Raw genomic sequence first — 20,863 nt, forward strand, 5'->3', positions numbered from 1 at the left:
GTTTGAAGGACAGAGCCTGGCCGGTGTGGCCAAGGCGCTCGACGTGGCAACCAAGGGTTTGGTTTCCCGGCTCGTCAAGCTGGGCGATTTCGAAGGCAAGCGCGGCACCCAGCTGATGCTGCACGAAGTGGCCGGCGTGGGCGCTGCCCGCGTGCTGCTGGTGGGCTTCGGCAAGGAAGCCGAGTTCGGCGACAAGGCGTTCGCCGAGGCTGTGCGCACCGCGTTGCGTGCCTTGTCCGGCACGCGCGCCGCCAATGTGCTGTGGTGCCTCGCCCAGCAGCAGGCCCCGCAGCAGGCTGGCAACGCCCGCGACCTGGCCTGGCGCCTGATCACCACCGTCACCCTGATCCGCGAATCCGGCTACCGCCTGCTGGAGCGCCATCCGGGCCTCAAGCGCGCCAACGCCAGCGCCAAGGGCAACAGCAACGGCAACGGCGCCGACAAGCTCACCGGCTTGCGCAAGGTGGTGCTCACCGTCGACGCGGCCGACGCCAAGGCGGCCGCCCAGGCCGTGGTCCGCGGCGCGGCTATCGCCAACGGCATGGAGCTGACCAAGGACCTGGGCAACCTGCCGTCCAACATCTGCACGCCGACCTACCTGGCCAATACTGCGCGCGGCATCGCCAAGCGCCACAAGCTCAAGGTGGAAGTGCTGGGCCGCAAGCAGCTCGAGGCCCTCAAGATGGGCGCCTTCCTGGCGGTCACCAAGGGCGCGGTGGAGCCGCCGCAGTTCATCGTGCTGCGCTACGACGGCGCCTCGGCCAAGCAGGCGCCGGTGGTGCTGGTGGGCAAGGGCATCACCTTCGATACCGGCGGCATCTCGCTCAAGCCCGGCGAGGGCATGGACGAGATGAAGTACGACATGTGCGGCGCCGCCTCGGTGCTGGGCACGCTGCAGGCGGTGGCCGAGATGGGCCTCAAGCTGAACGTGATCGCGGTGGTTCCCACCTGCGAGAACATGCCGGCCGGCAACGCCACCAAGCCCGGCGACGTGGTCACCAGCATGTCCGGCCAGACCATCGAGATCCTGAACACCGACGCCGAAGGCCGCCTGGTGCTGTGTGACGCGCTGACCTATGTGGAGCGCTTCAAGCCGGCCGCCGTGGTGGATGTGGCAACCCTGACCGGCGCCTGCATCATCGCGCTGGGCCACGTCAACAGCGGCCTGTACGCGCGCAACGACGGCCTCGCGGACCAATTGCTGCAAGCCGGCCGCAAGGCCATGGACACCGCCTGGCGCATGCCGCTGGACGATGACTACCAGGACCAGCTCAAGTCCAACTTTGCGGATATGGCCAATATCGGTGGCCGCCCGGCCGGCAGCGTGACCGCCGCCTGCTTCCTGGCGCGCTATACCGAGAAGTACGACTGGGCCCACCTGGATATCGCCGGCACGGCCTGGAAGAGCGGCGCCGCCAAGGGCGCCACCGGCCGCCCGGTGCCCCTGCTGGCGCAGTTCCTGATGGACCGCGCTGGCTGAAGCTGGATGGTTAAGCTTGATGCTTGACAGCAGGGACGGGCCGGCGCCGGCATCTGCGCGGGTCCGTCCCTGTTTAGCTTCATTCTCACAGGATTGCTTTCAACCATGACGCGTATCGATTTCCACAGCAACGTGCCCGACAAGCTCGGCTACGCTTGCCGGCTGATCCGCAAGGCGTACGGCGCCGGCCAGAAACTGGTGGTGCATGGCGCGCCGGAGCAGCTGGCGCAGCTCGATGCGCGCTTGTGGACGTTCTCCGCGCTGGATTTCCTGCCGCATTGCGGCGTGGACAGCCCGAACGCCGAGGTGACGCCGATCGTGCTGGCGGCCACGCTGGACCAGGCTCCGCACCATCAGCTGCTGATCAACCTTAGCGCCGAGCCGCCGGTGCAGTTCGCCAGCTTCGAGCGCATGATCGAGGTGGTCGGCAGCGACGCCGACGACCGTGCCGCCGGGCGCGAGCGCTTTCGCCTTTACCGCGAGCGCGGCTATCCGCTGGCGCACCACGATATCGCCCAGGCAGGCCAAGGCACACAAGCCACACAAGGCGCACAAGCCAAGGGGGATGCCGCATGACTGAACGCACCACCTCGCGCGTGATCCCGCGCATCGGGCCCAACGACAGCATTCCACTGCTGACGGAAGTGATCGACCTGCCCACCGACGGCGCCAGGCAACCGGCGCCTGACGCGACGCCGGCGGGGGCCGCGCAAGCGGTAGCGTGGTCGGATTCCGGCGCTGGCGGCCCAGGCCATGCCCAGCCCGTGCATGACTTGACCTGGCCTGGGCCGGTCACCCATGTCGTCATGCCCCGTGAGCCCGGCGACGGCATTCCTGCGCCCGATATCCCGGCACTGCACCAGCCAACCCCGTCGACCCAGGATGGCGCCTACTCGGTGTCGCACGCCACGCACCACGCCAGCCCGCCGCCCAGCCCGGACGAGCTGCGCGCCGTGCGCAGCGAGCTGCTGACCCGCGTGATGATGCGGTTTCGCACCGAATGGCCGCAGGTGGTGGAGGCCCATACCGAAGCCACGCTGCAATCGCGGCTGGCCCCGTTGACCGCGCAACTGGCGGCGGAACTGACGCAGGCGATGGAGGCCCGGCTGGTGGAATGGCTGGACGCCACGCTGGAAGAGATCGAGCGGGATCCGGGCGGGATGTGAGGGAACTGACTGGAAAGCGTCTTGCCAACCGCGCGGGTGTTTTGGCGTTGGCGTGATTCTCTTTCCCGTCACGCACAATCCACGCGCCATAAAAACGCCCGCGATCGCTCGCGGGCTTTTTGTCCTTCTGGCGCTGAAGCCGCAGCCTCAGTCCGTTACAGCGCCCTTGCTGGCGGTCGAAGCCAGCTTGGCGAACTTGGCCAGCACGCCACGGGTGTAGCGCGGTGCCGGCTGCTTCCAGGCGGCGCGGCGCTTGGCCAGCTCTTCTTCGCTCACGTTGAGCTCCAGCAGCAGCTTGTGCGCGTCGATGGTGACCGAGTCGCCTTCCTGCACCAGCGCGATGTTGCCGCCCACGTGCGCTTCCGGCGCGACGTGGCCGACCACCATGCCCCAGGTGCCGCCCGAGAAGCGGCCGTCGGTGATGAAGCCGACCGATTCGCCCAGGCCCTTGCCGATGATGGCCGAGGTGGGGGCCAGCATTTCAGGCATGCCGGGGCCGCCCTTGGGGCCCAGGTAGCGCAGCACCAGGATGTCGCCGGCGTTGATCTTGTCGGCCAGGATGGCGTCCATGGCGCTTTGCTCGTCCTCGAACACGCGGGCCGGGCCGGTGATGACCGGGTTCTTCAGGCCGGTGATCTTGGCGACGGCGCCTTCCGGTGCCAGGTTGCCCTTCAGGATGGCCAGGTGGCCTTCCTTGTAGAGCGCCTTTTCGATCGGCATGATCACGTCCTGGTCGGCGCGCGGGGTGTCCGGCACGTTTTCCAGTTCCTCGGCCAGGGTGCGGCCGGTGATGGTCAGGCAGTCGCCGTGCATCAGGCCTGCCTTGAGCAGGATCTTCATGACCTGGGGAATGCCGCCCGCGCGGTGCAGGTCGGTCGCCACATACTGGCCCGACGGCTTCAGGTTGCAGATCACCGGCACCTTGCGGCGGATGCGTTCGAAGTCGTCGATGCTCCATTCCACTTCGGCCGAGTGGGCGATCGCCAGGTAGTGCAGCACGGCGTTGGTGGAGCCGCCGGTGGCCATGATCAGCGCAACGGCATTCTCGATGGACTTGCGCGTGATGATGTCGCGCGGCTTGATGTCCTTCTTGATGGCCTCGACCAGCACGCGTGCCGATTCGGCGGCGCTGTCGACCTTTTCCTGGTCCGGGTTGGCCATGGTCGACGAGTACAGCAGCGACATGCCCAGCGCCTCGAACGAGGAGCTCATGGTGTTGGCGGTGTACATGCCGCCGCACGAGCCCGACGACGGGCAGGCGTTCTTCTCGACGCCTTCGAAGTCTTCCTGGCTCAGGCGGCCGGCGGTGAATTCGCCCACGGCTTCGAACGACGACACGATGGTCAGGTCCTTGCCCTTCCAGTTGCCCGGCTTGATGGTGCCGCCGTACACATAGATGCCCGGCACGTTGGTGCGCGCCAGCGCGATCATGCCGCCCGGCATGTTCTTGTCGCAGCCGCCGATCACGACCACGCCGTCCATCCACTGGCCCTGGGCCGCGGTCTCGATACAGTCGGCGATGACTTCGCGGGAGATCAGCGAGTACTTCATGCCTTCGGTGCCCATCGACATGCCGTCCGAGATGGTCGGGGTGCCGAAGATCTGCGGGTTGGCGTCGGAGGCCTTGATGGCCGCCACGGCGGCGTCGGCCAGGCGTTGCAGGCCGGAGTTGCACGGCGTGATGGTGGAGTGGCCGTTGGCGATGCCCACCATCGGCTTGTCGAAGTCTTCCTTCTTGTAGCCCAGCGCGTAGTACATCGAGCGGTTGGGGGAGCGCGCCACGCCTTGCGTGATGTGCTGCGAGCGTTTGTTGTATGCCATGGGAATCTCCGGGGGAAGTGTGCCGGCCTGCGCGGGGCGCCTCAGGGTTCCGAGGACCGGGCAGGCTCTTGCCATGTTGTGGACGAGAGCATGCCGCTTGCCTTTTATCGTGTCAAATATATTATTCAACCTTTATTGAGTCGAAAAACATATCAGGAGCCCCTTTGGACCTGCGCCAGTTGCGCTACTTCGTTACCGTGGCGGAGGAGTTACATTTTGGCCGCGCCGCGCGGCGCCTGACCATGACGCAGCCGCCGCTGTCCCAGCAGATCCAGGCGCTGGAGGAGGAGATCGGCGTGCAGCTGTTCGCTCGCACGCGGCGCTCGGTGGCGCTCACCCCTGCCGGCCAGCAATGGCTGCCCGAGGTGCGCCGCGTGCTGGCCGATGCGGCCGCGCTGCCGGGCCTGGCCCAGCGGCTGGCGCGCGGGGAGGCCGGCACGTTGTCGCTGGCCTTTGTCAGCACGGCCGACTATGGCATCCTGCCCGACCTGTTGCGGCGCTTCCGGGCGCGGCACCCCAATGTGCAGTTGCAGCTGCGCGAGGCCACCAGCGATATCCAGCTGGAGGCCCTGATGGACGGCGGCATCGACGCCGGGCTGGTGATCCGCCCGCAACTGCCGGCCATGCCGCATGGCGTGGCCTACCTGCCGCTGGTGCGCGAGCCGCTGGTGCTGGCCGTGCCGGAAGGCTGGCGCCCGGATGGCTCGGCGGCGGCGGAGGAGGGCGTTTCGCTAAAGGATGCGGCGCACGAGCCGCTTATCATCTTTCCCCGGCGAAGCGCGCCCGCGTTTTATGACATCATTACGGGCTGTTATGCGCGCGAAGGCCTCACGCCGGTGATCGCCCAGGAGGCCATCCAGATGCAGACGATCGTCAGCCTGGTATCCGCCGGCATGGGCGTGGCGCTGGTGCCGGCCTCGCTTTGCAACCTTCGCCGTACCGGTGTGTCCTACCTGCCGTTGCGCGATGCCGGGCCCGATATCGAGACCGGGCTGGTGTGGCGGGAGGCCGGTGCCGACGGCGTGAGCCCCGTGCTGAGATCGTTTATCGAGATCGCCGGCGCGCTGGCCGCTGCCATGACGCTGACGCAAAACGCTGGCATAACACCGGGCACGGAGCCGGGCGCGGAGCTTGGCACTGCCGCTGCGGCAAAGCACCTGACGGATGCAACCTGAACCCTGATATCGCGCCGGACGCCAGTTTGCCCGTGCGCGATCTCTCTACCTACAACCCTAACCACGGCATCCATGCTGATTCATCCCCAATTTGATCCGGTTGCGATTCATCTCGGCCCGCTCGCCATCCGCTGGTACGGGCTGATGTACCTCGCCGGGTTCATCATGTTCCTGTGGTTCGGGCGCCTGCGCATCCGCCAGCCGCATATCGCGRCCCAGGGCTGGACGGTCAAGGACCTGGACGACATGCTGTTCTTCGGTGTGCTGGGCGTGATCCTGGGCGGGCGGCTGGGCTACGTGTTCTTCTACAAGGCCGATTACTACCTGAGCCATCCGCTTGAGATCTTCAAGGTGTGGGAGGGCGGCATGGCCTTCCACGGCGGCTTCCTGGGCGTGATCGTGGCGATGTGGCTGTTCGGCAAGCTGCGCGGGCGGCACTGGATGGAAGTCACCGACTTCATCGCGCCGATGATCCCCTGCGGGCTGGCGGCCGGACGCATCGGCAACTTCATCAACGGCGAGCTGTGGGGCCGTCCCACCGACCTGCCGTGGGGCATGATCTTCCCGCAGGCGGGTGACAACATTCCCCGCCATCCTTCGCAGCTTTATCAATTTGCCGGCGAAGGTGTGGCGCTGTTCATCATCCTGTGGCTGTTCGCCAGGAAGCCGCGCCCCATGGGCGCGGTCTCGGGCGTGTTCCTGATCGGCTACGGCGGTTTCCGTTTCCTCGCCGAGTTTGCGCGCGAGCCCGATAACTTCCTGGGCCTGCTGGCGCTGAACTTCTCCATGGGCCAGTGGCTGARCCTGCCGATGATCCTGGCTGGCATCGCCATGCTGGTCTGGGCGAACCGTCACGGACAGACGGCGCAGGCCCCGATCCGTTAAAGCCGGCGCAGATGACCCCGCAGTTGAGCCCGCAGTTGAGCCGGCAGATGAGCCCGTTCACCGCCGCCATCTTCGATATGGATGGCCTGCTGATCGACTCCGAGCGCGCCATCATGCAAGCTTGGATTGGCGCCGCGCGCGAGATCGGCATCACKCTGGCGGCCAGCGACCAYGTGCAGGTCATCGGCAAGGCCAAGCCGGAGTCCGATGCCTTCCTGGTTTCCCTGCTTGGCGACGAGCGTGCCTTCCGCCAGGTGCAGGTAATGGCCGGCGCGCAACTGCATGCGCCGGCTGCCGGCCCCCGGTTTCCGCTGAAGCCCGGCGCCAAGGAGTTGCTCTCGGCGCTGCGCGCAGCGGGCATTCCCTGCGCGGTGGCATCGTCATCCCGTGTCGAGGAGATCAAGGACCGGCTCGGGCGCGTGGGTGTGCTGGATTTCTTTTCGTCGGTCTCGGGTGGTGATGAGGTGCGCCGCGGCAAGCCGGACCCGGCGCTGTACCAGCTCGCCGCAAAGCGCCTCGGTGTGGCGCCGCAGGCGTGCCTGGCCGTCGAGGACAGCGAGAACGGCGCAACGGCCGCCAGCTGCTCGGGCGCGCAGGTGGTGGTGGTGCCCGATATCAAGCCGCCTTCGGCGGTCGTGGCCGGATTCAGTTTCCGGGTACTGGGCACGCTGCATGAGGCGATCCCGTTTGTGCCGCAGTGGTTCGATCGCACAGGCCCGGCGGGCCTGGAGCCATAGGGGCATAGGGTCAGCGACATACGGCCAGGATATACGGCTAGGATATGCGGCCAGGATATGCGGCCAGGATATGCGGCCAGTGGCCACCGTGGCAATTCACGTCCGCGGCCGCGAGCCGCGGACGAAGGGCCTGGCCGCGCCAGCCTCAATCCACCTGCGCCCCGGACTTCTTCACGATCACCGCCCATTTGTCGAGGTCGGTCTTGAGCATGGCGGCGAACTGCGTCGGCGTGCCGGAGAGGACTTCGGCGCCTTGCGCCGCCAGCTTGTCGCGCAGGGTCTTGTCGGCGAGCGCGGCCTGCATGGTCTGCGCGAGCTTCTGCGTGACTTCCTTGGGCGTGCCCTTGACCGCGAACAGGCCCACCCACAGATCGCCGCTATAGCCCGGCACGGTCTCGCCGATGGCAGGAATGTCCGGCGCGAACGGCGAGCGCTTGGCCGAGCTCACGCCGAGCGCGCGTACCTTGCCAGCCTTGATATGCGCCAGCACCGAGGGCAGGCTGGCGAAGGCCAKCGGMACCTGGTTGCCGAGCACGTCGTTGAGCGCGGGGGCCACGCCCTTGTAGGGGACGTGCTCCAACTTGATGCCGGCCATGCTGTTGAGCATCTCCCCCAGCAGGTGGTTGAGCGTGCCGTTGCCGGCGGAGGCAAAGCGGTAGTAATCCGGCTTGGCCTTGGCCATGCTGATCAGCTCGGGCAGCGTCCTGGCAGGGAAGGCGGGGTTGGCCACCAGCACATTCGGCACGCTTGCCACCGGCGAGATCGGCTCGAAATCGCGCACCGGGTCGAACGGCACCTGGCGGTACAGCGAGGGGTTGATGGCCTGGGTGCTGCTGATCGTCATCAGCAGCGTATAGCCGTCGGGCGCCGCGCGCGCGGCCGTCTGCGTGCCGATATTGCCGCCCGCGCCGGGGCGGTTTTCCACCACCACCTGCTGGCCGAGGCGCTGCGAGAGGTCGGCCGCGACCAGGCGAGCGACGATGTCGTTGGTGCCGCCCGGCGCCTGCGGCACGATCATCTGGATGGGTTTGGCGGGGTAGGTCTCGGCCTGCGCTGCGGCGCCGGCGAGCAGCGAAATCGCCGCGGCGATGCCAGCCAGGACATGGCGGGTGCGTTGCATGGTGTCTCCTCGGTGTTGGGGTGGCGGCGCGCTTGTCTTTGGCTGTTGACATCCACGCCTTGCCTGTCGCTGGCAGCGACTCTACACGAGGGGTTTGTGCCGGGGAAATTCAATCGCCGACTACCACCATAAGTTTTATTTATCCGGCCGTGCCGGACTGGGGCGTGTCCGGCGCGGGCTTGAGCGAGCCGCCCTGGGCGATGCGCGCGTCGACGATCTCACGCAGGATCTCTGCCACGGCTTCCGCCGCGCGCGTGCGCGGCAGCGCCCGCGGCCAGCACAGCGACAGCGTGCGGCGCAGCTCGGGCAGGATCAGGCGCATGGGCATGGCGGCATCGCCCAGGTCCACCGCCGAGGCCGGCAGGATGGTGCAGGCCAGCCCTTCGCGCGCAGAGGCCAGCAGGAAGGGGAGGGAATCCAGGTCGGCCACCACATTGAGCGCCGCGCCAGCCTGGGCGAAGCTGCGTTCGAGCACTTCCCGCAGGCCCTGCGAGCCGCTCGGCAAGACCAGCGGTATGCCAGCCAGTTGCTTGAGCGCGATGGTGTCCCGGCGGGCGCAGGCCGGGCGGCGGAGGCTGCCGGCAGCGCCGGGCGCATCCGCGGCGGGTTCGGGCGGATCGCCGATCAGGTACAGCGACTCGCTCGCCAGCATCTCCAGTTCGACCGCGCGCGAGGCCGTGTCGCGGAACAGGATGGCGAAATCGAGGCGATTGTTGTTGAGCAGCTCCGAGATATAGCCGCTCATGCTCTCGAACAATTGCAGGCGCACCTGCGGGTAGCGTGCCCGCACCGCCCTGATCAGCGGCATGCCAAAGGCCGCGGCGGCGGTGGTAGGCAGGCCGATGGCCACCGCGCCGGTCACCTCGGCGCCGGCGGCCCGTACGTCGGCCCCGGCGCTTTCCATCTGCTTGAGGATGGTGCGCGCGTGCCGGTACAGGGTCTTGCCGGCCTCGGTCGGCTTTACGCCCTTGGGGCCGCGGTGTACCAGCGGCACGCCGTATTCCGCTTCGAGCGCGGCCAGTTGCTGGCTCAGCGCGGGCTGCGCCACGCACGCCACTTCGGCGGCGCGGGTCAGGCTGCCGTGGTCGACGATGGCCACGAAGTAGCGCATGGAGCGGATATCCATTGGGTGTCCCAGGTTCTGCGATTTCGCGTTTTTGCGTATTTGCATGTGAGGTATTTATTCTACTTATGGGCGACTAGGGATTTCCTATTTCCCAACGGGTGTCGCCAAGGCTAGATTGTGGGCTGGCCGGTCAAGCTCGCCCGTTCGCGCTGCCGGCATCCACCCCTCGCCTCCACGCATCAACGAGTCCAGCCATGTCCCAACCGCTGCAAGGCATCACCGTCGTTTCCCTGGAGCAGGCGATTGCCGCGCCGTTCTGCACCCGCCAGCTGGCTGACCTGGGCGCGCGCGTGATCAAGATCGAGCGCCCCGGCGCGGGCGACTTCGCGCGCGCCTACGATGGCCGCGTGCGCGGCTTGTCCTCGCACTTCGTGTGGACCAACCGCTCGAAGGAAAGCGTGACGCTGGACGTCAAGCACGCGCAGGCAGCGCCGGTGCTGGAGGCACTGCTGGCGCGCGCCGACGTGCTGGTGCAGAACCTGGCGCCGGGTGCGGCGGCGCGGCTCGGGCTCGATTACGAAGCGCTGAGCGCGCGCTTCCCGCGCCTGATCGTGTGCGACATCTCGGGCTATGGCGCCGACGGACCCTATCGCGACAAGAAGGCGTACGACCTGCTGGTGCAGAGCGAGTCGGGCTTTGTCTCGGTCACCGGCACGCCTGAGGAAGGCGTGAAGGCTGGCGCCTCGGTGGCCGATATCGCCGCCGGCATGTATGCCTACAGCAATATCCTGGCGGCGCTGATCGAGCGCGRCCAGACCGGGCGCGGCAAGCGCATCGATATCTCGATGCTGGAATCCATGGCGGAGTGGATGGGCTTCCCGCTCTACTATGCGTTCGATGGCGCCGAGCCGCCTGCGCGCGCCGGCGCGGCTCATGCCACCATCTATCCCTATGGCCCGTTCCCAACCGGTGACGGCAAGACCGTGATGCTCGGCCTGCAGAACGAGCGCGAGTGGAACACGTTCTGCCAGCGCGTGCTGGAGGATCCGGCGCTCGCCACGCACCCCGACTATGCCGACAACACCCTGCGCAGCGCCAACCGCGCCGCGCTGCGCGCGCGCATTGTGCAGGCCTTTGCCGCGCTGAGCGCCGAGCAGGTCACCGCGCGCCTCGAAGCGGCGGGCATCGCCAACGCGCGGGTCAACACCATGGCCGATGTCTGGGCGCATCCGCAGCTAGCCGCACGCGAGCGCTGGCGCCAGGTCGACACGCCCGCTGGCCCGGTGCCCGCGTTGTTGCCGCCCGGGGTGCAGGACGCGCGCATGGATCCGGTGCCGGCGGTGGGCGAGCACACCGACACGGTGCTGGCCGAGATGGGCTTGACGCCCGCGCAGGTGGCCGCGCTGCACGGCGCGGGCGCGGTATGAGCAAAGCCGCTGCCATGATGGCGCCCGCCCGCAGCTACCTGTTCGTGCCCGCCACGCGCCCCGAGCGGATCGGCCGTGCGATCGGCTCGGGCGCGGATGCCGTCATTGTCGATTTCGAGGATGCCGTGGCGCCCGACGCCAAGGTGTCGGCGCGTGAAGCCCTGGCCGCATCCTGGCCGCGGTGCCAGGCGCAGGCGGCCGTGGCCGGCGTGGCGCTGCTGGTGCGCGTGAACGCCGCCGACAGCGAATATCACGCGGGCGATCTGGACTGGTGCCGTGCCCAGYAGGCGTTCGGCCTGGTACTGCCGAAGGCCGACGCGGGCGCGCTGGACGCGCTGGCGCGGGCCTTGCCGCAGGCCAACTGCTATCCGCTGATGGAGACCGCGGCAGGCTTTGCGGACCTGCGCGCGGTGAGCCGCGCCGCCGGCGTGGTGCGGCTGATGCTGGGCAGCATCGACCTGATGTTCGATCTCGATGTGGCCGACGAGGACGAGCCGCTGGATTACTTCCGCGCCAAGCTGGTGATGCATGCGCGCGCGGCTGGATTGCCGGCGCCGGTGGATGGCGTCTGCACGGCCATCGGCGACGCCGCGGAGATACGCCGGCAGACCGCGCGCGCGCGCCGCTTCGGCTTCGGCGCCAAGCTGCTGATCCATCCGCAGCAGGTCGCGCTCGTGCATGCCGGGCTGGCGCCTTCGGCCGCGGAGGTGGCGTGGGCACGGCGCATCGTGGCTGCCGCCGATGCGCGGGGCGCGGCGGTGGCCGTCGACGGCAAGATGGTGGACCGCCCGGTGCTGGAGCGCGCAAGCAGGATCCTGCAGCAGGCAGGCTAGGCCGGGACAACCATTGGGCTACGCCCGTGCGCTGCGGCGCGTCAGCGAGTGCCAGGGCGGGCGCCGGCTGCTGCGGGAGCTGAACGGCCTGTGCCGGGGTCGCGCTGGTGCTGGCGAGGCGCACTAGCCGGGCCGTCCGATCGGCCCATTCAGGGGCCGCACAACCCGGGTTCACCTTAGTGGTGCATACCGCGCATGCGGCTGCGCAGCATCGAATTGTCTTGTCATCTGGTCGCCGTTATTCATAATTATGAATTATTGGGCCTGGCAAGACACATCTCAGCGTGCCGCAAGCCACCCCGATGCCATTGCATTCTTCCGCCAGGAGGCACCATGCGCATCATCCAGCAGGCCCTGTACCTCGAAGTCGCGGAGCGCCTGCGCGCCATGATCGATGAGCACGCGTTGATGCCCGGCGCCTGGATCGACGAGGCCGCGGTGGCCGAGTCGATGGGGATCTCGCGCACGCCGATGCGCGAGGCGCTCAAGGTGCTGGCCGCCGAAGGCCTGGTGCGGCTGGAGCCGCGCCGCGGCTGCTTCGTCAACGCCTTGTCCGAGCAAGACCTCGACGAGATCTTCCCGTTGATGGCGCTGCTGGAAGGACGCTGCGCCTATGAGGCGGCGCGCAACGCCACCGCCGAGGACCTCGACGCGCTCGAAAGCCTGCACGCCGACCTGACCCGGTATGCGCAGGCCGGCAATATCGACGCCTACTACGAAACCAACTACCAGATCCACGAAGCGATCCAGCGGCTCGCCGGCAACCGCTGGCTGTCCGGCCTGATCAGCGACCTGCGCAAGGTGCTGCGGTTGTCGCGCCACAAGAGCCTGAAGCTGCCGGGCCGCATCCGCGAATCCTGCGCTGAGCATCTGTCCGTGTTCTCCGCGCTCAAGGCGCATGACCCGGAGGGCGCCGAAACCTTGATGAAGACGCACTTGCTGCGCCAGCGCGGCGCGCTCAGGGCACTGGACGCCGCCGAGGTTGCCGAGGTTGATGTGGTCGACGTGGTTGGCGTGGTCGACGATAGCGGTGGCGACCCCATTCCCGGAGCACAGCCCGGCCGACTGCACCTGGCCGGCAAATCATCCGTTGATCAATAGCAGTTGACAGACCGCACTGACAGACAGCCAAAAGCAGGTACGCCCATGGATTCCCTCAGCAATAGCGAACAGAAAGTCAGCGCGCCCCTGAGCGGCCCGGAGCCGTCGGCGCAAACCTTGTTGTCCCGCTTTGGCCGGTGGTGGGGCCGCAAGGGCGATGGCCGCGCCCCGAAGACGGACGCCGATGCCAAAGCGGACGCCAAGGCCGTGGCGCTGCCTGTGCGCGTGCTGCGCCGGCAGCGCGAGCAACTGCGCCAGTGCTTCGATGCGCGCCTGACCGACAGCGCGGCCAATGCCGCCGCGCAAACCTGGCGGGCCGAGTACGAAGCCGCGGGCGATGACGCGCGCCAGGCCATGCTCGGCGTGCTGGCCGAAGTCGCGGCCAGCGGCGGCGCGCAGCCGGATGACGACGTCAACGATGGCAAGGCGCCCAGATCCGCGTCGGGGCTTGCGCAGGCCATGTCCAATGCGCGCATCCGTTTCTTCAAGCGATTGGCCGCGCTGCACGGGCAGGAGGGCGCGAGCGTCTGCGGMCTGCATTTCCTGATCGGCCTGCGTGCGGACATGCTGCGCTGGCACAAGCGCGTGCCGGGGCTGCGCCCGCTCGACGACGATCTGGAGGCGCTGTTCTCCAACTGGTTCGACGTGGGCTTGCTGGAACTGCAGCCCATCACGTGGGACTCGCCCGCTTCGCTGCTGGAAAAGCTGATCCGCTACGAGGCCGTGCACGAGATTGCGTCCTGGGCGGACCTGCGCAACCGGCTCGATTCCGATCGCCGCTGCTATGCGTTCTTCCACCCGCGCATGCCGCGCGAGCCGCTGATCTTTGTCGAGGTGGCCTTCGTGCCCGAGATGGCCGCCAACGTCCACGCGCTGCTGGACGAAGCCGCGCCGCTGGAGGACCTGCGCCGCGTGAAGTGGGCGATTTTCTATTCCATCTCCAATACGCAGGCAGGCTTGCGCGGCGTGAGCTTCGGCAACTTCCTGCTCAAGCGCGTGATCGAGGAATTGCAGCGCGAGTTTCCCAAGCTCAAGCAGTTCGCCACGCTCTCGCCCATTCCCGGCTTTGCCGACTGGCTGCGCAAGCGCGATGGCGAAGCGGTGGCCAAGGTGCTGGGCGACAAGCGCCTGGCGCGCTGGAGCGAGCGCCACGGCACGCCACCCGCCGACGGCGCCGGCTGGCTGGCCGCGCTGCCTGCCGATTCCGAGGATGCGATGGTGCGCGACATCGCGCTGGCGCTGGCCGCGCATTACCTGGTGCGCGAGCGCCAGCAGGCGCTGCCGGCCGATCCGGTGGCGCGTTTTCACCTGGGCAATGGCGCCTGCGTGGAGCGCCTGAACTGGGCCGCCGACCTGTCGCGCAAGGGCCGCGCGCAGTCGTGCGGGATGATGGTGAATTATCTTTACGTGCCCGAGGCGCTAGATGACAATCTGGTGCGCCTTGGCAACGGATCCCCGCGCATGAGCCGCGCGGTGAGCAAGCTGTTGTAACCCTGGTCAGGTAACAGACAAGGCCGCGGGCCGCGTTCATGGGCCATTCCAGCAGTTCTTCGTTTTGACTTTCCACAGCAGAAGAGAGAGGAGACAGAGTCATGAATCGTCGTCAGTTTCAACTGGCAGGGCTGGCTTGCGCGCTGGGCGCGGGTTTGGGCGCGGTAGCTCCCGTGGCGCAGGCTGACACCTGGCCGTCCAAGCCCATCACCGTGATCGTGCCGTTCCCGGCCGGCGGCGGCACCGATGCCTTCGCCCGTCCGCTGACCGCGCAGCTTTCCAAGCAGCTCGGCAAGCAGTTCGTGATCGATAACCGCGGCGGCGCCGGCGGCACCGTGGGCGCGAGCATCGCGGCCAAGGGCGCGCCGGACGGCTATACCGTGTTCATCGGCGGCGCGCACCATGCCATCGCGCCGTCGTTCTACAAGAAGCTCGACTACGACATCGAGAAGGATTTCATCCMCATCACGGTGATCGCGCAGCCGCCGCAGGTGATCGTGGTGAACCCGGCCAAGGTCACTGCCAACACGCTGGGCGAGCTGATCGCCTATGCCAAGAAGAACCCCGGCAAGCTGAACTATGCCTCCGCCGGCAACGGCTCGTCCCACCATCTGGCGGGCGAGCTGTTCAAGCTGCAGACCAAGACCTTCATCACGCATATTCCCTACAAGGGTGCGGGCCCTGCGCTGTCCGACCTKATCGCGGGCCAGGTGGACATGGACTTCGACGGTCTCGGCTCCTCGGCGCAGCACATCCGCGCGGGCCGCATCAAGGCGCTGGCGGTGGCATCGACCAAACGCTCGGCCGCGTTCCCGAATGTGCCCACCGCCGCCGAGGCCGGGGTGCCCAACTACGAAGTCTCCACCTGGTACGCGATGTGGGTGCCAAAGGGCACGCCCAAGGACATCGTCGACCGGCTTTACACCGAAGTGGAGAAAGCACTGAACACGCCTGAGATGAAGCAGATCTGGCTTGCCAACGGCTCCGATACGCCGGCTTTCACGCAAGAGCAGTTTGCGCAGTTCCAGCGCGCCGAGATCAAGCGCTGGGCTACGGTGGTGCAGCAGTCCGGCGCCAAGATCGACTGATGGAGGATCGCTGCATGGTTTCCGATGTTTCCGATGTTTCCCGTGCGCGTGGAGCGCAGGCATGAGCGGCACGGTAGTGTTCGCGCGTGAGGGCGACGTGGCCACGGTCACGCTGTCCCACGCTGGCAAGCTCAATGCCATTTCCGTGGCGATGTGGCGCGCGCTGGCGCAGGGCTTTGCGGACCTGTCCGCGGATACCTCGCTGCGCTGCGTGGTGGTGCGCGGCGCCAATGGCAACTTTGCCGCCGGCGCCGACATAGCCGAGTTCCCCGAGGAGCGGGGCGATGCCGCCGCGCTGCGCCGTTACCACGAGGCGGTGATTGCGCCTGCGCTGGCCGCCATCGCGGGCTGCCTGCATCCCACGCTTGCCATGATCGAAGGGGTTTGCGTGGGCGGCGGGCTGGAGATCGCCTGCCATTGCGACTTGCGCATCGCCGCCGACGACAGCCGCTTCGGCGTGCCGATCAACCGGCTCGGCTTTCCCATGGCGCCCGGCGAGCTGACCGGGCTGCTGGCCCTGGCGGGCCGCGCCGTGACGCTGGAGATCCTGCTGGAGGGCAGGGTGTTCGACGCCGCCGAGGCGCGCGAGAAAGGGCTGCTGACGCGCGTGGTGCCGGCAGCGGCACTCGGTGAGGAAGTCGCCGCGGCCGTCAAGCGCATCGTAGCCGGCGCGCCGCTGGCCGCCCGCATCAACAAGGAGAGCATCCGCCGCCTGGCGCCGGTTCCCGCGCCGCTCACCGCGGCGGAGCTCGACGCGCATTTCCGCTATGGCGACAGCGCCGACCATGCCGAAGGCGTGGCGGCATTCCTGGTGCGCCGGCCGCCGCGCTTTAGCGGGCAATAGCACGGGCAATAGCACGGGCAAAAGCACGGGTAAAAGCACGGGTAAAAGCACGGGCAATCGCTTTAGGTATCATTGCCGGCTATCGATCGGATTGCCCATGCGGATTGCCCATGCTATTGCCGATTCCGTTTTTCATCTTCCGCAATATGAACGCCAACCTGTTCGCCCTATTCGAATCCCGCTTCCCGGCGGACCGCAGTGCCTGCTGCATTGAAACCCACGACGGCCTCTACTACAGCTGGGACGACCTGGACCGCGCCACCGCCAAGATGGCCAACCTGCTGGCCGCGCTCAAGCTGCCCGAGGGCGCGCGCGTGGCGGTGCAGGTGGAAAAATCGCCAGAGGCGCTGTTCCTGTACCTCGCCACGTTGCGTGCGGGCTACATCTACCTGCCGCTCAATACCGCCTACCAGGAAGCCGAGATCGACTACTTTGTCGGTAACGCGGAGCCGGCGGTGGTGGTGTGCAGCAGCGCCAACTTCGGCTGGGTGTCCAAGGTTGCGTTCCGCCACGGCACCAAGCACGTCTTCACGCTGGACGACGACCGCTCAGGCTCGCTGTTGTCCCGCGCTGCCGTGCAACCGGACCGCTTCGCCACGGTGGCGCGCGGTGCCGACGAGCTCGCCGCCATTCTCTACACTTCGGGTACCACGGGGCGCAGCAAGGGCGCCATGCTCACGCACGGCAACCTGGCCTCCAACGCCAAGACGCTGCATGCGTACTGGGGCTGGCGCAGCGACGACGTGCTGCTGCACATGCTGCCGATCTTCCACGTGCATGGCTTGTTCGTCGCGTCGCATGGCGCGCTGCTGGCCGGTGCCAAGATGATCTGGGCGCCCAAGCTCGACATGGCGCAGATCCTGAAATTCCTGCCGCGCTGCACCGTGATGATGGGCGTGCCCACGTACTACGTGCGCATGGTGCAGGAGCCGCGCTTTGACGACGACACCTGCCGCCGCATGCGCCTGTTCGTGTCCGGCTCCGCGCCGCTGCTGATGGAAACCTTCGATGCCTTCCGCGAGCGCACGGGCCACACCATCCTGGAGCGCTACGGCATGAGCGAGACCGTGATGCTGGTCTCCAACCCGTACGAGGCGCAAGACGGCGAGCGTATCGGCGGCACCGTCGGCAAGGCACTGCCGGGTGTGTCGGTGCGTGTGGTGGATGGCGACGGCAAGCCTTGCGCGGCCGGCGAGATCGGCAATGTGGAAGTGCGTGGCCCGAATGTGTTCAAGGGCTACTGGCGCATGCCGGAGAAGACGCAGGAAGAGTTCACCGCCGACGGCTGGTTCAAGACCGGCGACGTGGGCCGCTTTGGCGGCGCCATTGTCAGCCAGGCTGGCGAGCGCAAGGTGCCCGACGACTACCTGACCATCGTCGGCCGCAGCAAGGACCTGATCATCTCCGGTGGCTACAACGTCTACCCCAAGGAGATCGAGAGCTTTATCGACGAGATGCCGGGCGTGGCGGAAAGCGCCGTGATCGGCGTGCCGCATGCCGATTTTGGCGAAGCGGTGGTGGCGGTGGTGGTTGGCAAGCCCGGTGCCTCGCTGGATGCGCTGAGCCTGATTGGCGGGCTCAAGGGTCGCATTGCCAATTTCAAGGTGCCTAAGCGCGTGCACGTAGTGGACGAGTTGCCGCGCAACACCATGGGCAAGGTGCAGAAGAACGTGCTGCGCCAGCAGTTCGGGGCGCTGTAAGCACGGCCGCTCCTTGATGGCTTCTTGATGGCTTAGGCATCAAAGACAAGGCCCCTGCCGCTTGCGCGGCAGGGGCCTTGTTCCATGCCTTCTGCCTTGACCCTTGAACCTTGAGCCTGTGGCATTGGACGGCGCTTACTTGAGCATCTGCACCGAGCCGTTCACCGTCACGGTGACCTGGGCCTTGCCGCCCTCGACCGGCACCGGCGCGGAATCAGCCATCATGGCCTTGGCTGCGTACATACGCGGCATCGGCTGCACCGCGCCCACCTCGCCCACCTGCACTTCGCGGATGGTGTAGCTGCCGTAGCCGAACAGCTTGGTGGTGGCCTGCGCCTTGTCGCGGAACGAGGCTACGGCTTGCTCGGTCAGCTCGGCTTCGGCCGCGTGGCGGGCTTCGCGCGAGAGCGAGAAGCTGATGTTCTGCACCTGCATCTGGCTGGCGAGCTGCCCCGCGAGCTTGGACACGGCGGTGAAATCGCGCGATTCCAGAATCACCTCGGCGCGCCCGCGCCAGGTGCTGATGCGCCCGTTCTTGTCGTTGGACGGATAGATGGTGAAGCCGCCCGATTGTGCCTGCACGCCATTGGTACGCTTGGCCTGCGCGATCACATCCGCCGTCTTGGCTGACAGCGCCGAGGAAATCGCGCCCGGCTCCGCCCCTTCCTGCTCGGCGGCGAGCGTCAGGTGGACCACGTCGGTCGGCACTTCGGTGGCGGCCTGGGCGGACAGCGACAGCACGCCGGCAGGGGCCGGCTCGTGGGCCGGGCCGCCGCCCTGGGCGGCGGCAACCATGGCGGTGGTACCGAGCAGCGTGGCGGCAAGCAGATGTTTCATTGGATTCTCCCTTTCAAGGCAATGGGTATCAGACGCGCGGCCCAGGTGATCGTTCCGCTACGTCGCGTGCGACCTTGTATCTACTTGTATCCGCGGTGTGCATCGCTGGCACCTGTGGCCTTAGAACGCGTGCCAGGCCTTCCACATCATGTAGGCCGACAGGCTGAACAGCAGGCAGGCGAAGACTTTCTTCAACTGTGCGACATCCATGCGGTGCGCGGTGCGCGCGCCCAGCGGCGCGGTCAGCACGCTGGCAACCGCGATCACCGCTAGCGCCGGCAGGTAAATGTAGCCGAGCGAGCCGGCCGGCAGACCGGTCTGGCCCAGCCCGCTCCACACATAGCCGATCACGCTCGCCACCGCGATGGGAAACCCGAGCGCGGCCGAGGTGGCCACGGCGTTGTGGATCGGCACATTGCACCACGTCATGAACGGCACCGAGACAAAGCCGCCGCCCGCGCCCACCAGGCTGGACAAGAAGCCGATCACGCCGCCCGCGCCCAGCATGCCCGGCGTGCCCGGTAGTTGCCGGTGCGGGGCGGGCTTGCGGTTGCGCAGCATCTGCCATGCCGAAAAGCCCACGAATACAGCGAACAGCAGCGATAGCCAACTGGTCTTGAGCGCCGCGAAGACCTTGCCGCCGCCGATCATGCCGCCAATCAGGATGCCGGGCGCTAGGGCCAGCACCAGCTTCCATCGCACCATGCCGCGCTTGTGGTGGGCGCGCACCGAGGACAGCGAGGTGAACAGGATGGTCGCCATGGAGGTGGCGATCGCCATATGGACGATGGCCTCATGCGGGAAGGCCAGGGCGGTGAACAGCAGCGTGAGGAAGGGCACCATCAGCATGCCGCCGCCTACGCCAAGCAAGCCAGCACAGAAGCCGGTAAAGGCGCCGAGCAACAGCAGCCCGGGAATCAGGGAAAAGCTCATGACGMGGAATCGACCTTGTTGGCGTTGTAGTTATGTAGTCGGCAGCCATTGTGTCATGCCGCTGCTGTCGCCGCCGGTGCCAGGCTAGCGCATCAGCCGCGTGGTGATGAATCGCCATTCGGCCGGGGTCACCGGCGTGATCGACAACCGGTTGCCACGGCGTAGCACGACCATGTCGGCCAGTTCGTCATGCGCGCGCAGGTCGGCCAGCGAGATCAGCGGGCCCTTGCCGACAAAGCGCACGTCAACCAGCATCCAGCGCGGTGCATCCAGCTTGGCGGCGGCGTCGTAGTAATCGCTCTTCGGGTCGAACTGGGTGGGATCGGGGTAGGGCTGCGAGCTGACCTCGGCCAGGCCGGCAATGCCGGGTTGTGGGCAGGAGGAGTGATAGAACAGCACGCCGTCGCCAATTTGCATGCCGTCGCGCATGAAGTTGCGGGCCTGGTAGTTGCGCACGCCGGTCCATGGCAGGGTGCCGCGTTCGGCTAGCGTATCGATGCTGGCCTCGTCGGGTTCCGACTTCATCAGCCAGTACTGGCGGGCGCGCGCGGCGGCATTGGCTTGCGTGGATCGGCTCATGGGCGGGCAGGGCGGGCGTGACGTTGGCGACAGCGATATGGTGCAGCAAGCACGGCCAAAAGAAAACCGTCTGGCGGATGTGGGCCGTGGCGCAAACACAGAGGGAGGGCACTGCAGAGGCAACGCAGGTCAACCTGCGCCGCAAAAGGAAAAGGCGGTGGTTGAATAACCACCGCCTTTAGAGGGGTCCCCGCCTCGGCCGCTGGATCGGCATCCTGAACCCAAGTGAGGTTCAGAGTGGCTGCGGAAGCCGCATTTCGGGTACATCACCGGTTCAGGGAGTCCAGACTGCAACTATGAACCATGCGACGCGCTCGCCCACACGGCATAATCCCGCACCAACAAATGCTTATCGGTTCAAGGAATATGATCCTGACGAACCAGGCAGGGAAACTGTCAAACGTCTGACTTTTTTGCACTGCCAAACGCATACTGCTTTGGCACGGCTGTCAGACGTTTGCCGTTTCTAACTTGGATGGGATGAAAACGGCGGTCAGGCGCGATAACCCGACCTAAGGTACCGCAGCTATGTGGCTTGGTGCGGCTTGGCTCCACTATACACCGCGAGGCTTTCCATACC

Annotated in this window: 19 protein-coding genes and 1 other RNA gene; 13 read left to right on the forward strand and 7 right to left on the reverse strand. The window is 67.0% G+C overall.

The features are described from left to right. The 3 genes from AC1DS3_RS18365 to AC1DS3_RS18375 form a co-directional block, all read left to right on the forward strand. A partial coding sequence (locus tag AC1DS3_RS18365; protein WP_477127656.1) for a leucyl aminopeptidase occupies window positions 1-1,480 on the forward strand: 1,480 nt, incomplete at its 5' end. Between the two features lie 105 nt (window positions 1,481-1,585). Beyond that, entirely contained in the window at window positions 1,586-2,056 is a 471-nt protein-coding gene (locus tag AC1DS3_RS18370) for a DNA polymerase III subunit chi (protein ID WP_477127657.1), read from the forward strand. Then, on the forward strand, window positions 2,053-2,646 hold the full coding sequence (locus AC1DS3_RS18375; protein WP_477127658.1) for a hypothetical protein: 594 nt from the start codon (window positions 2,053-2,055) through the stop codon (window positions 2,644-2,646). Before AC1DS3_RS18370 ends, AC1DS3_RS18375 begins: the two co-directional genes overlap by 4 nt. 147 nt (window positions 2,647-2,793) lie before the next feature. On the opposite strand, the gene ilvD is transcribed toward AC1DS3_RS18375, so the two are convergent. Beyond that, window positions 2,794-4,467 carry a dihydroxy-acid dehydratase gene (ilvD, locus tag AC1DS3_RS18380; protein ID WP_441633226.1) on the reverse strand — a complete coding sequence of 558 codons (1,674 nt, stop codon included), beginning with the start codon at window positions 4,465-4,467 and terminating at the stop codon, window positions 2,794-2,796. A gap of 164 nt (window positions 4,468-4,631) precedes the next feature. On the opposite strand from ilvD, the gene AC1DS3_RS18385 reads away from it, so the two are divergent. The 3 genes from AC1DS3_RS18385 (at window position 4,632) to AC1DS3_RS18395 (ending at window position 7,264) form a co-directional block, all read left to right on the forward strand. Next, window positions 4,632-5,642: a LysR family transcriptional regulator gene (locus AC1DS3_RS18385; RefSeq protein WP_477127659.1), complete on the forward strand. Its 1,011-nt coding sequence runs from the start codon at window positions 4,632-4,634 to the stop codon at window positions 5,640-5,642. 72 nt (window positions 5,643-5,714) lie between these two features. Next, window positions 5,715-6,527 carry a prolipoprotein diacylglyceryl transferase gene (gene lgt, locus AC1DS3_RS18390; protein WP_477127660.1) on the forward strand — a complete coding sequence of 271 codons (813 nt, stop codon included), beginning with the start codon at window positions 5,715-5,717 and terminating at the stop codon, window positions 6,525-6,527. A gap of 11 nt (window positions 6,528-6,538) precedes the next feature. Beyond that, entirely contained in the window at window positions 6,539-7,264 is a 726-nt protein-coding gene (locus AC1DS3_RS18395; protein ID WP_477127661.1) for an HAD family hydrolase, read from the forward strand. A 145-nt stretch (window positions 7,265-7,409) separates the two neighbouring features. Here AC1DS3_RS18395 and AC1DS3_RS18400 read toward each other — a convergent pair whose 3' ends face one another. Both AC1DS3_RS18400 and AC1DS3_RS18405 read right to left on the reverse strand, forming a co-directional pair. Then, window positions 7,410-8,384, reverse strand: coding sequence for a Bug family tripartite tricarboxylate transporter substrate binding protein (locus tag AC1DS3_RS18400; protein WP_477127662.1), 975 nt, complete (start codon window positions 8,382-8,384; stop codon window positions 7,410-7,412). 139 nt (window positions 8,385-8,523) lie between these two features. Further along, window positions 8,524-9,510 carry a LysR substrate-binding domain-containing protein gene (locus AC1DS3_RS18405; RefSeq protein ID WP_441633236.1) on the reverse strand — a complete coding sequence of 329 codons (987 nt, stop codon included), beginning with the start codon at window positions 9,508-9,510 and terminating at the stop codon, window positions 8,524-8,526. 194 nt (window positions 9,511-9,704) lie between these two features. Between AC1DS3_RS18405 and AC1DS3_RS18410 the strand changes: the two genes are divergently transcribed. The 7 genes from AC1DS3_RS18410 (at window position 9,705) to AC1DS3_RS18440 (ending at window position 17,934) form a co-directional block, all read left to right on the forward strand. Then, on the forward strand, window positions 9,705-10,877 hold the full coding sequence (locus tag AC1DS3_RS18410; protein WP_477127663.1) for a CaiB/BaiF CoA transferase family protein: 1,173 nt from the start codon (window positions 9,705-9,707) through the stop codon (window positions 10,875-10,877). Window positions 10,878-10,891: 14 nt separating this feature from the next. Next, the gene (locus AC1DS3_RS18415; protein WP_477127668.1) at window positions 10,892-11,710 is read left to right on the forward strand and encodes an HpcH/HpaI aldolase/citrate lyase family protein; all 819 of its coding nucleotides are present in this window, start codon (window positions 10,892-10,894) and stop codon (window positions 11,708-11,710) included. Between the two features lie 333 nt (window positions 11,711-12,043). Next, a complete protein-coding gene (locus AC1DS3_RS18420) occupies window positions 12,044-12,811 on the forward strand; it encodes a GntR family transcriptional regulator (protein ID WP_477127664.1) in 768 nt (255 codons plus the stop codon). A 45-nt stretch (window positions 12,812-12,856) separates the two neighbouring features. Then, the gene (locus AC1DS3_RS18425; protein ID WP_477127665.1) at window positions 12,857-14,302 is read left to right on the forward strand and encodes a malonyl-CoA decarboxylase domain-containing protein; all 1,446 of its coding nucleotides are present in this window, start codon (window positions 12,857-12,859) and stop codon (window positions 14,300-14,302) included. 101 nt (window positions 14,303-14,403) lie between these two features. Beyond that, complete coding sequence (locus tag AC1DS3_RS18430) at window positions 14,404-15,390, forward strand: Bug family tripartite tricarboxylate transporter substrate binding protein (RefSeq protein ID WP_477127666.1); 987 nt, start codon at window positions 14,404-14,406, stop codon at window positions 15,388-15,390. 61 nt (window positions 15,391-15,451) lie between these two features. Continuing rightward, window positions 15,452-16,234 (forward strand): enoyl-CoA hydratase/isomerase family protein, encoded by a 783-nt coding sequence (locus tag AC1DS3_RS18435; RefSeq protein WP_441633246.1) that lies wholly within the window; start codon window positions 15,452-15,454, stop codon window positions 16,232-16,234. A 146-nt stretch (window positions 16,235-16,380) separates the two neighbouring features. After that, window positions 16,381-17,934 (forward strand): malonate--CoA ligase, encoded by a 1,554-nt coding sequence (locus AC1DS3_RS18440; RefSeq protein ID WP_441633470.1) that lies wholly within the window; start codon window positions 16,381-16,383, stop codon window positions 17,932-17,934. Window positions 17,935-18,069: 135 nt separating this feature from the next. Here the strand turns inward: AC1DS3_RS18440 and AC1DS3_RS18445 are convergent, their stop codons facing one another. The 4 genes from AC1DS3_RS18445 to ssrS all read right to left on the reverse strand — a co-directional run bounded on the left by AC1DS3_RS18445 (window position 18,070) and on the right by ssrS (window position 20,677). Beyond that, the gene (locus tag AC1DS3_RS18445; RefSeq protein ID WP_477127667.1) at window positions 18,070-18,771 is read right to left on the reverse strand and encodes an SIMPL domain-containing protein; all 702 of its coding nucleotides are present in this window, start codon (window positions 18,769-18,771) and stop codon (window positions 18,070-18,072) included. Window positions 18,772-18,891: 120 nt separating this feature from the next. After that, entirely contained in the window at window positions 18,892-19,704 is an 813-nt protein-coding gene (locus AC1DS3_RS18450; protein WP_441633250.1) for a sulfite exporter TauE/SafE family protein, read from the reverse strand. A gap of 84 nt (window positions 19,705-19,788) precedes the next feature. Then, window positions 19,789-20,283 (reverse strand): EVE domain-containing protein, encoded by a 495-nt coding sequence (locus AC1DS3_RS18455; RefSeq protein ID WP_441633252.1) that lies wholly within the window; start codon window positions 20,281-20,283, stop codon window positions 19,789-19,791. 183 nt (window positions 20,284-20,466) lie between these two features. Next, a non-coding RNA gene (ssrS, locus tag AC1DS3_RS18460) (6S RNA) lies at window positions 20,467-20,677 on the reverse strand. Window positions 20,678-20,863: the final 186 nt, after the last annotated feature.

This window comes from Cupriavidus sp. 01L46, from assembly GCF_056399905.1.

Excerpts from the sequence above, each read along its gene's own strand:
- AC1DS3_RS18375 (WP_477127658.1), top strand. The coding sequence starts at position 2,053 with ATGACTGAACGCACCACCTCGCGCGTGATCCCGCGCATCGGGCCCAAC.
- AC1DS3_RS18450 (WP_441633250.1), bottom strand. The coding sequence starts at position 19,704 with ATGAGCTTTTCCCTGATTCCCGGGCTGCTGTTGCTCGGCGCCTTTACC.
- AC1DS3_RS18455 (WP_441633252.1), bottom strand. The coding sequence starts at position 20,283 with ATGAGCCGATCCACGCAAGCCAATGCCGCCGCGCGCGCCCGCCAGTAC.
- AC1DS3_RS18435 (WP_441633246.1), top strand. The coding sequence starts at position 15,452 with ATGAGCGGCACGGTAGTGTTCGCGCGTGAGGGCGACGTGGCCACGGTC.
- AC1DS3_RS18445 (WP_477127667.1), bottom strand. The coding sequence starts at position 18,771 with ATGAAACATCTGCTTGCCGCCACGCTGCTCGGTACCACCGCCATGGTT.
- AC1DS3_RS18420 (WP_477127664.1), top strand. The coding sequence starts at position 12,044 with ATGCGCATCATCCAGCAGGCCCTGTACCTCGAAGTCGCGGAGCGCCTG.
- AC1DS3_RS18370 (WP_477127657.1), top strand. The coding sequence starts at position 1,586 with ATGACGCGTATCGATTTCCACAGCAACGTGCCCGACAAGCTCGGCTAC.
- AC1DS3_RS18440 (WP_441633470.1), top strand. The coding sequence starts at position 16,381 with ATGAACGCCAACCTGTTCGCCCTATTCGAATCCCGCTTCCCGGCGGAC.
- ilvD (WP_441633226.1), bottom strand. The coding sequence starts at position 4,467 with ATGGCATACAACAAACGCTCGCAGCACATCACGCAAGGCGTGGCGCGC.
- AC1DS3_RS18405 (WP_441633236.1), bottom strand. The coding sequence starts at position 9,510 with ATGGATATCCGCTCCATGCGCTACTTCGTGGCCATCGTCGACCACGGC.